The sequence below is a fragment of the Roseofilum sp. genome, from assembly GCF_982964205.1.
In genome coordinates, this window is record NZ_CEZBFX010000052.1 from 1 (window position 1) to 13,806 (window position 13,806).

The following is a 13,806-nucleotide window of genomic DNA, read 5'->3' on the forward strand; positions in this document are numbered from 1 at the left end:
CGATGGCATCAAACCATCCTCTTTCCCTGGGCGCGCGTCCGACTGCTATTGTCATTGAGCAAATCCTCTGACGTTACAAATTTAAATCAATTGCAGGGGATGAATTCCCAAAGGTTCCCTATGTGGATGTCTTAAGAGATTGACCACTCGGTGGTAGAATCCCTTGAGTGTCTTTCCCTATATGAGGAATGACCTCTCCACTTTCAGGAACAGCCATTATTTTAATTAATTTGCCTCTTAAGCTTAGGCTTAGGGGCAAATTAATCTTTCTTAACATACCACAAGAAAGCAGAACAGGCATCCAAGTCCTTAAGGCGATTGGATTTTCCGCATAATATCTATAATAAACAATCTGAGAAATTTTACAATATGTCACACATTTTCTCAGATTCTCTCAGAAAAGAGGGTGGCTTGATGAGGGGACAAGAGGAAATCGCTTCCTACCAATGGTGGACAAAGATTAAGGTAAAATCAGAAAGCACTCTTAATTTGGTATAGCGATCCAACTTCACCCAGACCTATGACGGCACAAGGAACCTCCACACCAAAGAACAAAAAAGTTTTACATCAATCCATTCTCGGTTCACGCCGACTGAGTAATTATGCCTGGGCAACCATCATTTCTATGGGCGCATCTGGCTTTTTATTAGCCGGGTTATCGAGCTATCTGCAAGTCAACCTCATACCCTTTAGTAACCCCACCGAGCTAATATTCGTGCCTCAAGGTTTGGTCATGGGCTTATATGGCAGTGCGGGATTATTGCTAGCTCTGTATCTATGGCTAGTGATTCTCTGGGATGTCGGTGGTGGATATAACGAATTTAGCTATGAAACTGGCGTGGCTAAAGTTTTTCGTTGGGGATTTCCGGGGAAAAATCGCCAAATTGACTTGACTTATCCCTTAGAAGATATTCAAGCAGTGGGCGTAATTATTAAAGAAGGACTTAATCCTCAGCGGAAAATTTATCTGCGAGTAAAAGGAAAAGGGAATATTCCTTTAACCCGTGTGGGACAACCCATGAGTCTCTCAGACCTAGAAAACCAAGCCGCCGAGTTAGCCCGATTTTTAGAAGTGCCTTTAGAAGGACTCTAAGCCACCCATTCGGTACAATCAATCCGTAGCTTTGGTAACAGAAATTCAATTAATCCTATGCAAATTAGACCAAAATATTGGGTCATCTCGTTGATGCTGTTAAGTGCATTGGCGATCGCCGGATGCAGTGATAGCCTCTCTGCTCCTGACTCAGATGGCTCCCCCACTGCCACAGGAGCGACCCCTTCCCCAGTGGCGAGTGCCGATCCCAATCGTCCCTTTAACGGGCTACCCATTTTGGAAGGGAAAGCAACAGTGGTAATGACCGTTAAAGGCTCGCCCATTACAATTAGTGTAGATGGCACAAAAGCACCGGTAACTTCTGGAAACTTTGTGGATTTAGTCGAGCGCGGGTTTTATGATGGCTTGACGTTTCATCGGGTAGTGCGCGAGCCTCAACCATTTGTGGTGCAAGGGGGAGATCCCCTAGGCAATGGAACCGGTGGATTTATCGATCCAGCAACCGGACAGGAGCGACAAATTCCCCTGGAAATCACCCCACAAGAGGAGAGCAAACCGATTTATAGTCAAACGTTTCCTGTGGCACAAATTAACAAGCCTCCGGAACTTCAGCATACTCGTGGTGCAGTGGCGATGGCACGATCGCAATTTCCCGATTCTGCATCTTCCCAGTTCTATTTTACATTAGCCGATCTCTCCTTCCTTGATGGTAATTATGCTGTATTTGGTTATGTAACTGAGGGGATGGAAGGGGTTGATGCAATTCAACAGGGCGATAAGATTGACTCAGCAACAGTCACCCAGGGACTGGAAAACTTGAAGCGCTAGTGGGTTCTCATCTATGGCACGCAATCCCTTATTTGGTCTCTTCTCTCGCGCCTTGCGTTCGGCAACAGAATCGAATCGTCATCAGATTCCTCTGGATGCATGGTCAGAAATACAACAAAATCAGAAACGTCAACGTTTCAAGCGGCGCTCATTTTTGCAAATTGCTAGTGGGTTGGCTGGAGGAATGCTGTTAGGGACGGGTTGTCAATCTCCGGCTGCTACTGTGTCGGCACGAGAGGGATCTGCTCCCAAAATTGCGATCGTGGGGGCAGGAATTGCGGGTCTGAGTACTGCTTACACTCTGAAAAAGGCGGGCTACCGCGCCACAATTTATGAAGCCTCAGATCGTGTGGGAGGCAGAATGTATACGGTGAAAGATGCGGTGGGTCCAGGGATTTGGGTTAACCTTGGTGCTGAGTATATCAATAGCGACCATGAAGATATGCTGGCGCTGGCGCAAGAATTCCAGATTCCTCTGCTCGATCGCTTTGTCCCTGAAGAATTGGCTCTCACGGATCTGTATCATTTTGATGGGCAAATGCTCTCGGAAGCCAAACTTGCTGAAGCCCTTGTCCCCGTTGCCGAACGCATGGCTGCCGATGCCGATCGCCTGGATGAAGATTGGGAGAATGTCAGTGTTGAATTAGATGCTCTCTCCGTTGCTGAGTATTGCGATCGCATCGGTCTCTCGGGATGGTTACGAGAATTCATTGAACTCGTCATGATTACTGAGATGGGACTCGAAGCCGATGAAATCACAGCGCTTAACCTAATCTGGTTGCTTCCTAGCGTAGATAGGGAAGGCAATGTGGAATCGACTGGACACTCGGATGAACGATATCTAGTTCAAAATGGGACTCAAGCCATTACCGATGCCCTCGCAGGAGAATTACAGAATCAAATTGAGACTGGAATGGCCTTAGAATCGATTCGGCAACACGGAGAGGGCTTTAAACTCACCTTCAATTTTACCAAAGAATTGGGTTTAAAGCCCCGTCCTTCCAGGACGGCTTTTCCCGACTCCTGATGTTAGAATCAAACCATGAGAACCCTAAAGTTTAAGCTATACAGACATAAACGAAATAGATACCTAAAGCAACAAATCAATGCTGCTGGGGTTATCTATAATCATTGTATAGCGCTTCACAAACGCTACTACCGATTGTGGGGCAAGCACTTAAACTGTGCCCAACTGCAAAAACATATCGCTAAGTTAAGAAAGCGTAATTCTTTTTGGCAGTTAGTTGGCTCTCAAGCTGTTCAAGATATTTGTCAGCGAATAGATAAAGCTTATAAGCTATTCTTCAAGCATGATGGAAAAGGTTTTAGACCACCAAGTTTTAAGAAAGTCAAAAAATATAAGTCCTTCACCCTAAAACAAGCTGGCTATAAATTCCTAGGTGGCAACCGGGTAAAGATAGGCGATAAAGTCTATCAGTTTTGGAAGAGCCGGGAAATAGAAGGAAAGATTAAGACTCTAACGGTAAAGCGAACACCATTAGGTGAACTGTTTATAGCCGTTGTGGTTGATAGCTCAGAAAAACCAATCGCTCCCGAGTCTGGTAAAACAGCAGGGTTTGATTTTGGTTTGAAAGATTTTTTAACTTGCTCAGAAGGATTTAAGATAAAATCTCCTTTATTCCTGAAGCAGTCCATCAAGGATGTCCGTAAAGCGTCCCAAACTTTATCGAGCAAGAAAAAAGGCTCTAGAAATTGGAACAAGGCAAGACGGAATCTGGCTCGAAAACATGAAGCCATTGTTAATCGTAGACGAGATTGGCAGTGGAAGTTAGCCCATGAGTTAACCGATCGGTTTGATGTTTTGTACTTTGAAACCCTCAATCTGAAAGGAATGCAACGACTTTGGGGTAGAAAGATCGGCGATTTAGCCTTGGCTGAATTTCTTTCCATTCTTGAATGGGTAGCTGCCAAGAAATCTAAGCGTGTAGTTTATATCGATCAATGGTTTCCCAGTTCCAAGACTTGCTCTGAATGCGGTTATGTACTCAATGAACTGAAACTCAAAGAGCGTCAATGGTCTTGCCCTTCATGTTCAACGGAGCATGATAGAGATTTGAATGCTGCTTTAAATATTAAATCAGTTGGGGCATCAACTGATTCGTTAGGCGATGTAAGACAGTCCCAGACTGCTATTGCTGTTTGAGCGGAGAATCCCCATGCCTTTAGGCTGGGGAGTATGTCAATGATGTGGATGCAGATATTGTCGTTCTCGCTATTCCGTTTAGCGTTCTTCGTTCTATTCAGATAGAATTGCCCTTACCACAAACCTTGCGCCGGTTTATTAATGAGGTGGGTTACGGCAATAACGTGAAAGTTACGGTAGGTCATAACCAACCTGTCTGGCGAGATCGAGGATTGAGTGGTCTGGGATATACAGATCTGTCCTGGCAAAGCTGTTTTGAAGCCTCGCAACTTCAACCGTCTAAACTTGGAGCGCTAACCTATTATTTGGGTGGAGATATCGGTTTCAATAGCCAGCGCTACAGCATAGAGGAGAATGGACAACTCTATACCAAAATGCTCGATCGTTTAATTCCCAATCTACTGGAAACGTACAATGGAAAAGCCACTCGCCTCCATTGGCCGACCGATCCTTATGCTTTAGGTAGCTATGCTTGTTTTAAGCCAGGACAGTACACAGGATTTATTCAAAATCATGTTTATTTAGAGGGAGAAGATGAGCAAAACGTTCATCAGGGACGCTTGATTTTTGCCGGAGAACACACCAGTGATGACTATCAAGGCTATATGAATGGTGGGGCACAGTCAGGACGTTTAGCTGCACAAACGGTTTTGAAGCAGTTGGGAGTTGTCGCATCTTCAAGAGCCTGAGTGAGACAACATTATGGATACCTCGTATTAATTCAAATCCTGAAGCCGGTCAGAACGATTTAATCAGATTTGATTTTATTCTTGAGATTGCTCAAATTGGACTCGCTTGTACAGATCGGCCAATTTGATCGTAACATCTACTGACTGCAATTCTACTATTGTATCTTCATCAATTAACTCCGTGAGCAACCATTGGCGATCGCCAACCTTACGATAGAGTTCTACCCGATAGGAAAATTGATCGATTAACAAATATTCCTGTAGCTGGGGAATGGAGCGATAGAGGGCAAATTTTTGGTTTTTATCGAATCCTTCGGTGGACGAGGATAAAACTTCAGCAATTAAACAAGGATTCGTGAGCGCCATCTGTTTGCTGTCGGTAAACATTGGCTCTCCCGCGATCGCCATGATATCAGGATAAACATAACTCTCGGATGCAGACAACCACAAGCGCATGTCGCTCATAAATACAGAATAACCCCGATCCTCTAAAGCAAACAGCAAGAGAGCATGAAGTTTTCCTGTAAGAATATTGTGATTCGCTGATGCACCCGCCATTTTGATGATCTCTCCTTGAATAAACTCGCTTTTGTCAATATTCCGATTTTCCTGTTCTAGATACTCTTCAACTGCGCTCTGTTTTGTCATTGCAGCAACCATAATTTACCTCCTATATTGCCTTAAGCTAGTAGCCAGTAAGGCTGGTAGTGTCTACCCTACGACCTCCGCATCTTTTAATGATAATATTAAAATCCCCTAGTTTTCGATATTATGACAGTCGTTGTTGTTACTGGATTGGGTTTAGTCTCGGCGTTGGGATCGCGCGATAATGGGACTTGGCACAAGCTCCTCAATCTGGAATCAGCGATCGCCATGGCGCAACCGTTTCCGGACTTAACGCCTCGTCCTCTAGCTATGATTGGCGATCGCCCGGCTTCTTTGCGAGAGCTGACTCGTCAGTTAGTCCTGGAGACTTTGGAGGATGCAGATATGACTCCTCCCTTACCCGATCTGGGGATTGTTGTGGGATCGAGTCGCAGCGCTCAAGGGAGTTGGGAAGCGATCGCCGGGCGGTTTTTAACGGGAGATCCAGGATTCCCCCATATATCCAATTGTCTAGACTATTTGCCCGATCTTCCCGCGCGAATAGCGGCTCAACTTACCGGGACTCAAGGGATTGTCCAAGCTCCCATGAATGCTTGCAATACGGGCATGTGGGCGATCGCCCAAGGCTATGAACTGATTCGCTGCGGCTATACTCAACAGGTTTTAGCCGGGGCAATTGAAGCGCCGATCACACCTTTGACTCTAGCGGGATTTACGCAAATGGGAGCCTTAGCGAAAACGGGATGTTATCCCTTTGACCGCGATCGCGAAGGGTTGGTTTTAGGGGAAGGAGGCGCATTTCTCCTCCTAGAATCCCTAGAGTCAGCACAGCAGCGTCAAGCCTCTATTTATGGTCAAATCCTGGGAGCCGCCTTTACCAGTGATGCCTACCATGTGAGCGCCCCTAAACCGGATCGCATGAGTGCAGCGATCGCCATTAAAACTTGTTTGGAGCGATCGGGCTTAACTCCAAGTTCTATCGACTACATCCATGCCCATGGAACCAGCACTCCCTTAAATGATGCCGCCGAAAGCCAACTGATCCAGCACCTATTTCCAGCAACAGTTCCTGTTAGCTCCACGAAAGGCGCAACCGGGCATACATTGGGTGCTTCTGGAGCATTGGGTATCGCCTTTTCTTTAATGGCACTCAAGCATCAAATCTTACCTCCTTGTGTGGGGTTAAGGGAGCCAGAGTTTAATATCAGTGTTGTTCGTGCTGCCCGTTCTCAGCCGATACAACATTGTTTGTGTTTAAGTTTTGCCTTTGGCGGGAATAATGGGGCGATCGCCCTGGGCAAGAAGAGTTGATTCGTGACGAATTACTTTCTACAGAAGAGGACTGATTGGGGAAAGTATACAAAAATCTTAATTTTAAATTAAGTTCTCTGTCAGCAGATCCGATCGCAGGGTATTAAGAAAACCAGCAAAATTTAGGATAGATGGTGCAGCAAGATTTAGGATAAATGGCGGAACCCATAAAATGCGATCGCCAAACTAATACATCACAATTGAAACCACAACTCATCCCATCCTCCAACAACGGTTTAATGGTCATGATTTCTCCATCTCCCCATCCCCCTATCCCCCCATCTCATCTCTCACCCACAGTCCTAGTTATCGGCTATGGTAACCTCCTACGAGGTGATGATGGCATTGGGCAAACGGTAGCGATGAGAGTAGAAGAGTGGGAATGGATGAATGTGCGATCGCGTGCTGTCCATCAGCTTATGCCAGAATTAGCGCAAGAATTATCCGCAGTCCAGTTAGCTATTTTTGTTGATGCTGCCCTATCCGGAGACGACGTAACCCTCTCCAAACTTGAAGCGGTGCCAGAACAAGGATTACCTTGGGGACATTCCCTCAGCCCTCCTCGCTTACTTTCCTTGTGCCAATGGTTATATCACACTGTACCCCAAGCCTGGATGATTAGCGTCCCTGGAGTAGATTTTTCCGACAGCGATCGTCTCTCCCCTCTTGCACAACAGCGCGTTAAAATTGCCCTCAATCACATCACCCACCTGATCCAAAATCGTCACACTCTTTAATTTTTAAGCTTTAATTTTTAATTGACTATGCACGAAGTCAGTATCATGGAAGAAACCCTAAAACTTGCCCTCAACCACGCTCAAAACCAGGGGGCAAAACAAATTCATCGGATTAAACTCAACGTGGGAGAACTCTCCGGTGTTGTTCCAGAAGCTTTAAACTTTGCGTTTGATGTCGTGACTCAAAATACAATTGCCCAGAGTGCTACACTAGAAATCGAAACCATACCGGTTGAATGTTACTGTTCCAATTGTCAGGAAAACTTCTATCCCAGTGACATTATTCATATCTGTCCTCACTGTGGACAACTAAGCCGGGAAGTTCGTCAAGGGAAAGAATTAGAGTTAGCATCCTTGGAGGTTTCTTAAATCCATGTGTACTGATTGTGGTTGTGCCGTAACTCCTGGAAAAGTTGAGATTCATAGCCATTCTCATCCCTCCCATGATCATCATCATGATCGTGCCCACGATCATCATCACGGCGATCGTGCCCATACCCATACCCTACCGGTTCACCAAGCTATTTTAGCCAAAAATGACCGCCTCGCTGAACGTAACCGAGGCTATTTTTTAGCCAAAGGGCTGTTAGTTTTGAATATCCTTTCTTCTCCGGGTTCTGGCAAAACAACCCTGATTCAACGCACCCTCTCGGATCTGGGAGAACGACTCCCCACAGGGGTGATCGTGGGAGATTTAGCCACGGATAATGATGCTCAAAGATTACGGGAAACCGGTGCTCCTGTCGTGCAAATTACCACCGGCAGTATCTGCCATTTAGAAGCGGATATGATTGCCCAGGCGATCGCCGAAATTCCCCTTGATCCATTACAGCTTTTGATCATAGAAAACGTCGGTAATTTGGTTTGTCCCGCTGCCTACGATCTCGGCGAAACCTTGCGCGTAGCTCTACTTTCTACCACAGAAGGAGAAGATAAACCCCTCAAATATCCTACCCTGTTTAAGAGTGCTGATGTCATTCTGCTCAACAAAATTGACATTGCTGAAGTCGTTGGATTCGATCGCAAAATTGCCCTCAAAAACCTTCAGCAAGTCGCCCCACAAGCCCAGGTTTTTGAAGTATCTGCCCGAAGTGGTTTTGGTCTCGAACAGTGGTATGGTTATTTAGAGGAACAAATTAACCCACTTGCTCCCCAATTAGTACATCCATAATCTCCAATGTTAACTCGATTGTAAACAGAGACTTAAAAGAGGAAAAAACATGTTAAAAGCATCAGATATCATGACCAAAGATGTGGTGATGATTGGCGGTTTAGCCACAGTAGACGAAGCCGTTAAACTCATGCGAGCAAAAAACATTCGTTCGCTCATCGTTAAACGCCGTCATGACCAAGATAGCTATGGAATTGTAACAGAAAGTGACATAGTGTATAAAGTCACGGCCTATGGAACTGACCCCAAAACAGTCCGAGTTTATGAAATTATGACCAAACCCTGTGTGGTAATCAATCCCGATTTAGGAGTTGAATATGTCGCCCGGTTATTTGCCAATTTACAACTGCATCGCGCTCCCGTAATCAGTGGCGAAGTCATGGGCATTATTTCGATTACCGATATTCTCAATCGCGGTGATTTTCTCGAAAAACCCAAAGCCATCACCCTACAAGAAGAAATTGAAAAGGCACTTACCGAAGCCCGGGCAATTTGTAAAGAGAAAGGCCCCAACTCCCGTGAATGTGCGGTCGCTTGGGATATTGTCGAAGAGCTAGAAGCCGAAGCAGCTCACCAGCAAGCACAGAAAATCACCAAAACCAAGTTTGAACAATACTGTGAAGAACATCCCGATGCTATAGAAGCGCGGATGTACGACACTTAAACGTTGGGAAGCCAATCCCTCTCCTAGCCGAGAGGGATTAAGTAATCCGTAAAAAATCAACCCTTCTTTCCTTTAAAAGTCCCCATTATGGTTAACCTGACCCAAAAGTCAACAAAAATCTCTCGGACTCCCAAAAGAGAAAACCTACCCACGATGTACGAACTACCGAGTGAAGAAGTAGGAGAATCGGGTTTGCCAGACCAATATCATCCCATACCGGCTCAACTGTTAGAAGAAACGTTTCAACCTGCCACCTATTCACCAGAGCAGGTCTTTTCAGCCATGGATTTGAATCTCTACTACGATGTGGAGAATACCAAACGATACAAACGTCCGGACTGGTTTGGAGTAGTCGGAGTATCTCGACTCTACGAACAGAGAGAATTACGCAAAAGTTATGTCGTCTGGCAAGAAGAAGTGCATCCGTTTATGATTGTGGAACTGTTGTCACCGAGTACGCAACGAGAAGACTTGGGACAAACAACTCGTAAAGAGAGCGATGAAGTACCAAACAAGTGGGAAGTTTACGAACAATGGCTACAAGTGCCCTATTATATCGTTTACGAAGGGGAACAGGACAATTTTAGAGCATTTCAGTTAGAAGAAAATCGCTATCAAGAGCTAGAGATAAAGAATAAGGAATTGTGGTTAGAAGAGTTAGGATTAGGATTGAGGTTATGGCAAGGAAGTTATAAAGGAGTAGAGCGATTGTGGCTAAGATTTTATGATCAATCGGGGAATTTAATTCCGACAGAAGCAGAAGGAAGAAAACAAGCACAAGCCGCATTGCAGGAATTGAAAGAGCGCCTGATTGCCATGGGTTTAGATCCGGATAATCTATCCAATTATTAACTCTCAATATTAGAGAAGGCAATCGCATTTTTGTGTTAATTTTTCTCCTTCTCTCCCATAACCCTTACTCGAAAACCATCTAAGGAGCGGAAAAAGTTGGGTATAACCGGATTGACCCTAGCAAACTCCCCAAGGGTCGGATACAATATCCCTGACTTGAGCCAGAGCATTTGGAGTAACTGACTATGCTGATAGCGACTGTAGCAGAAGAACAGGGAGCGATCGCCGCTAACCTCCAGCAATTTCTTCTTGTCCTCTCCGTTTCTCTCAGCGTTGCCACCTTACCCCAAATTCTCCCTTGGTTTCGCCAGATTCCCTACACCCTCCTCCTGGTGATTGTTGGACTTGGACTCGCCCTCGTTGATGTGCGCTTAGTCAACCTCTCCCCGCAGCTCATCCTCTCCATTTTCTTGCCTCCCCTCCTCTTTGAAGCCGCTTGGAATCTAAAATGGTCAGGGCTGAAAAAAAACATCGTTCCCATTAGCCTCTTTGCCATCCTCGGCGTAGCCATTTCCGTGATTGGTATTGGTGTGGGAGTTAATCAACTCACCGGTTTACCCCTAGCGACTGCTCTGCTGTTAGGTGCAAGTCTCTCGGCAACCGATCCTGTTTCTGTGGTTGCTCTGTTCCGGGAATTAGGCGCTCCCAAACGCCTCAGCGTGGTGATGGAAGGGGAAAGCCTGTTTAACGATGGGGTAGCAGTCGTGGCCTTTAGTTTACTCGTCGGTATTCCCCTAGGCATAGAAGAATTTAACCTACAAGCGAGTCTTGTTCATTTTGCCGTCTTTGTCGGTTTAGGCTTAGGCATTGGTGGACTAATTGGCTTTGGTATTTCCTATCTTACCCAGCGCTTTGATTTACCCTTGGTCGAACAATCCTTAACCCTGATTTCCGCCTATGGAACCTACATTTTAATTGAAGAAGCCGGCGGATCGGGGGTCATTGGGGTGGTTACTGTAGGTTTAATTTTAGGTAACTTTGGCTCCCGTATTGGCATGAATCCCCGCACCCGCGTCATTGTCAGTGAATTTTGGGAATTTTTAGCCTTTTTTGTGAACTCCATTGTTTTCCTCTTGATTGGAGATCAGATGCAATTCTCTAGTCTGATGGAAAATTTAGATGAGATTCTGATTACCATCGCTGCCATGATTGTTACGCGGGCGATCGCCATTTACAGCTTAGGTACCTTGAGTAATTGGATGACTGAAGTGGATATTAATTGGAAAGAACAAACCGTACTCTGGTGGGGAGGGTTGCGCGGCTCCGTTTCTATCGCCCTAGCCCTAAGTTTACCCATTGCCCTAGAAGGACGGGATCAAATCAGTGCAACTGTCTTTGGTGTGGTTCTTTTTACCCTCTTAGTCCAAGGCTTAACGATTAAACCCCTCTTACAAGGCTTAAACCTTCTCGGTGATGAACCCCTAAGACGGCAATATTTAGAAGCTGTAGCTCGCCGAGTAGCGCTGAATCGAGTCATGGAAACCCTGACATCCGGCAAACAACGGCCGGAAATTGAGCCAGAATACTATCGTTATCAAGCCGCTCTCGTGCAAGGAGAACTAGAGCAGTTAGAGCGGAACATTCAAGAACTGCGGCAACAACATCCCCAAACGAGAGAATATGCTATTGAACAATTGCGGGAGGAACTTTTGGCGATCGAAGCAGATACCTATGCCGAGTTTATCAAAGCTGGACAACTTAATCAGGAGCTTTCCCCCTACCTGGTTGATGTTTTCCAAGATAAGGAAGAGGGGATGGGGGGATAGGGGGATGGGGAGATGGGGAGATGGGGAGGATTGCTTATTGCCTATTGCCTATTGCCTATTGCCTATTCCCCATTCTCTATTCCCTATTCCCCAATTTTCTGGCGCAAATCAGACAACACCTGATCGATTAACTCAACCACCTCAGTTTTGCCTAAATTAGCATAGCGCTCTTGGGCGGCTTCGAGTGAGGTGATGGCTTCCTCCCATTTCTCTTGTTTGATATAGGCTACGGCCGAATTATGGTAGGACATGGGAGCATCTGGATTGAGGACAATCGCCTCATCAAAAGCCGCGATCGCCTCATCATACTTTTCCTGAGAGCCTAGGGCAATCCCTAAATTATTATAGGTCTCCCAATTCTGGGGATTAATCTCTATGGCCCCCTGAAAAGCAACCACTGCTTCGTCAAATCGGCGATCGTGACCCAGGGCAATGCCTAAATTAGAATAAATTTTCTCCGAATTGGGATAAATTTCCAATGCCTGTTGAAACGCTTCCACCGCTTCGGAATAGTCCCCCAATTTCATTAACTCAATCCCTTGTTGATTATACTTTTGAGCCTCATCAAGGGCATCACTAGGGGTTTCCTCTTCATCATTAGGGATTTCCTCTTGAGCGATCGATAAGGGGGAACAGAGGTAAGCGAGACTCGGTTGTCCCCAGAACCCCAGTCCCAAAATTAAGAGAGCGATCGGAAAATAGACGTTTGCCAAAATAGGAGTGAAACTAGAAATCATGAGACACCTGAAGCCATCTGAGGATAATTCATACAAGAGCGATCGCTTAAACTGTAATATATAGCGCTTTGTGCTGGTAATGGGGAATTCAGTAATGAGTCAACTGTTTTTGCTTTAACTAGCCCCCATCATCTTTTGCCTTTTGCCTAGCACGCAGCACTATACCAGTTCATCGGTTTTCGATGTTATCCTGGTTCTGGTCATCTTTGGCCAACGACTTCAGGGCATTTTCAAGGGTCTCTCAATATTCCGATCGTAAAACATAACCATTTCATATGAAAGCAAGTAGCAACCCTATTTCTCCCTTAGCCTCCCGGTCACTGCAACTGGTGGGCTTAGTGATGATTGTCTCGTTTATTATTGATATTCTGATTATCGCTATTCCTCCTAACCTTCTGAGTCCCCAATGGAGACTCAATTTTACCAGTCAGTTGATTGACCGAGGGGTAATTCCCTTGGTGGGAGTTGCCCTACTTTTAGGGGGAATTTGGATTAAAGATTCAGAAGGGACAAGCGGCTCTAAACAGGGGATGTTGCGGTCAGCAGCCGTCTTAGTCTCCCTGATTTTAGGAATTGTTTATCTCTTAGTGGTTCCCCTACATAGTATTGACACGGTGCGCAGTCGTAACCGCGCTCTGAGAAACTTGGACGTACAAGCCCAACAAGCTGAACAACAATTGCAAGATCAATTGGAAAATCCCCAATTTCAGGCGGGATTAGATCAACGTCGAGAACAATTTAGGACTCAGATTAATACCTTAATTAGTAATGAGGAGCAGTTTCAACAAGCTATAGAACAAGCACCAGAAGGACAAGCTGAGTTACTCCAGCAGTTCAAGGATGATCCCAGTGCAATTGATAGCTTCATCGATCAACAGGTAACCGCTCTACCCCAACGGGCAAGAACCCAAATCGAGGAAGAGAAGATGCAACGGGAAGAGAGGGCCCAAGTGACTACGGTAAAATCTATATCTCAATCGATGAATGGAGCCTTATTAGCGGTTGGGTATTTGGGTGTTGGTTTGACCGGTGTACAACTTGGAGGTGGAGGACGGAAGAAGCGCCGTCGGTAAGATCCTTCTGTTTTGAGCGATCGCCAAACCTAGTGTACCGTTCCAGTTTAAGCGTAGCATGAGATGAAGATGGGGAAGGGCGTTAAGAGCGAGAGGATGGGCAAGACTTAACCCATACCATCAGAATCATAATGCCCGATTCGAGCTGTTTCAG

15 protein-coding genes are annotated in these 13,806 nt (G+C 45.6%); 13 read left to right on the plus strand and 2 right to left on the minus strand.

Annotated elements, in window-relative coordinates; all coding sequences use genetic code 11:
• Positions 1-520 precede the first annotated feature (520 nt).
• Genes AC3A14_RS13900 through AC3A14_RS13920 form a run of 5 tightly spaced genes read left to right on the plus strand, consistent with a single transcriptional unit; the run spans position 521 to position 4,735 of the window.
• Positions 521-1,093 (plus strand): photosystem I assembly protein Ycf4, encoded by a 573-nt coding sequence (locus AC3A14_RS13900; RefSeq protein ID WP_318701981.1) that lies wholly within the window; start codon positions 521-523, stop codon positions 1,091-1,093.
• A 57-nt stretch (positions 1,094-1,150) separates the two neighbouring features.
• Positions 1,151-1,882 (plus strand): peptidylprolyl isomerase, encoded by a 732-nt coding sequence (locus tag AC3A14_RS13905; protein ID WP_318731679.1) that lies wholly within the window; start codon positions 1,151-1,153, stop codon positions 1,880-1,882.
• Between the two features lie 13 nt (positions 1,883-1,895).
• Complete coding sequence (locus AC3A14_RS13910; RefSeq protein WP_318731680.1) at positions 1,896-2,909, plus strand: FAD-dependent oxidoreductase; 1,014 nt, start codon at positions 1,896-1,898, stop codon at positions 2,907-2,909.
• Positions 2,910-2,924: 15 nt separating this feature from the next.
• Positions 2,925-4,046: an RNA-guided endonuclease InsQ/TnpB family protein gene (locus AC3A14_RS13915; protein WP_318731681.1), complete on the plus strand. Its 1,122-nt coding sequence runs from the start codon at positions 2,925-2,927 to the stop codon at positions 4,044-4,046.
• A 44-nt stretch (positions 4,047-4,090) separates the two neighbouring features.
• On the plus strand, positions 4,091-4,735 hold the full coding sequence (locus AC3A14_RS13920; protein ID WP_318731682.1) for a flavin monoamine oxidase family protein: 645 nt from the start codon (positions 4,091-4,093) through the stop codon (positions 4,733-4,735).
• Positions 4,736-4,810: 75 nt separating this feature from the next.
• On the opposite strand, the gene AC3A14_RS13925 is transcribed toward AC3A14_RS13920, so the two are convergent.
• The gene (locus AC3A14_RS13925) at positions 4,811-5,398 is read right to left on the minus strand and encodes a Uma2 family endonuclease (RefSeq protein ID WP_413039122.1); all 588 of its coding nucleotides are present in this window, start codon (positions 5,396-5,398) and stop codon (positions 4,811-4,813) included.
• A gap of 108 nt (positions 5,399-5,506) precedes the next feature.
• Between AC3A14_RS13925 and AC3A14_RS13930 the strand changes: the two genes are divergently transcribed.
• From AC3A14_RS13930 to AC3A14_RS13960, 7 genes are all read left to right on the plus strand, one after another.
• Positions 5,507-6,652: a beta-ketoacyl-ACP synthase gene (locus AC3A14_RS13930; RefSeq protein ID WP_318731684.1), complete on the plus strand. Its 1,146-nt coding sequence runs from the start codon at positions 5,507-5,509 to the stop codon at positions 6,650-6,652.
• A 155-nt stretch (positions 6,653-6,807) separates the two neighbouring features.
• Positions 6,808-7,389: a hydrogenase maturation protease gene (locus AC3A14_RS13935; RefSeq protein ID WP_318701976.1), complete on the plus strand. Its 582-nt coding sequence runs from the start codon at positions 6,808-6,810 to the stop codon at positions 7,387-7,389.
• A 27-nt stretch (positions 7,390-7,416) separates the two neighbouring features.
• Positions 7,417-7,758 carry a hydrogenase maturation nickel metallochaperone HypA gene (gene hypA / locus AC3A14_RS13940; RefSeq protein WP_271941469.1) on the plus strand — a complete coding sequence of 114 codons (342 nt, stop codon included), beginning with the start codon at positions 7,417-7,419 and terminating at the stop codon, positions 7,756-7,758.
• A 4-nt stretch (positions 7,759-7,762) separates the two neighbouring features.
• Positions 7,763-8,560 carry a hydrogenase nickel incorporation protein HypB gene (gene hypB / locus AC3A14_RS13945; RefSeq protein WP_318701974.1) on the plus strand — a complete coding sequence of 266 codons (798 nt, stop codon included), beginning with the start codon at positions 7,763-7,765 and terminating at the stop codon, positions 8,558-8,560.
• Between the two features lie 49 nt (positions 8,561-8,609).
• On the plus strand, positions 8,610-9,224 hold the full coding sequence (locus AC3A14_RS13950) for a CP12 domain-containing protein (RefSeq protein WP_318731686.1): 615 nt from the start codon (positions 8,610-8,612) through the stop codon (positions 9,222-9,224).
• Positions 9,225-9,311: 87 nt separating this feature from the next.
• Positions 9,312-10,076: a Uma2 family endonuclease gene (locus AC3A14_RS13955; protein WP_318731687.1), complete on the plus strand. Its 765-nt coding sequence runs from the start codon at positions 9,312-9,314 to the stop codon at positions 10,074-10,076.
• Positions 10,077-10,261: 185 nt separating this feature from the next.
• Positions 10,262-11,842 carry a cation:proton antiporter gene (locus AC3A14_RS13960; RefSeq protein WP_318731688.1) on the plus strand — a complete coding sequence of 527 codons (1,581 nt, stop codon included), beginning with the start codon at positions 10,262-10,264 and terminating at the stop codon, positions 11,840-11,842.
• A gap of 83 nt (positions 11,843-11,925) precedes the next feature.
• On the opposite strand, the gene AC3A14_RS13965 is transcribed toward AC3A14_RS13960, so the two are convergent.
• Complete coding sequence (locus tag AC3A14_RS13965; protein ID WP_318731689.1) at positions 11,926-12,579, minus strand: tetratricopeptide repeat protein; 654 nt, start codon at positions 12,577-12,579, stop codon at positions 11,926-11,928.
• 275 nt (positions 12,580-12,854) lie between these two features.
• Between AC3A14_RS13965 and hpsJ-B the strand changes: the two genes are divergently transcribed.
• Positions 12,855-13,652 carry a hormogonium polysaccharide biosynthesis protein HpsJ gene (hpsJ-B, locus tag AC3A14_RS13970; protein ID WP_318731690.1) on the plus strand — a complete coding sequence of 266 codons (798 nt, stop codon included), beginning with the start codon at positions 12,855-12,857 and terminating at the stop codon, positions 13,650-13,652.
• Positions 13,653-13,806 lie beyond the last annotated feature (154 nt).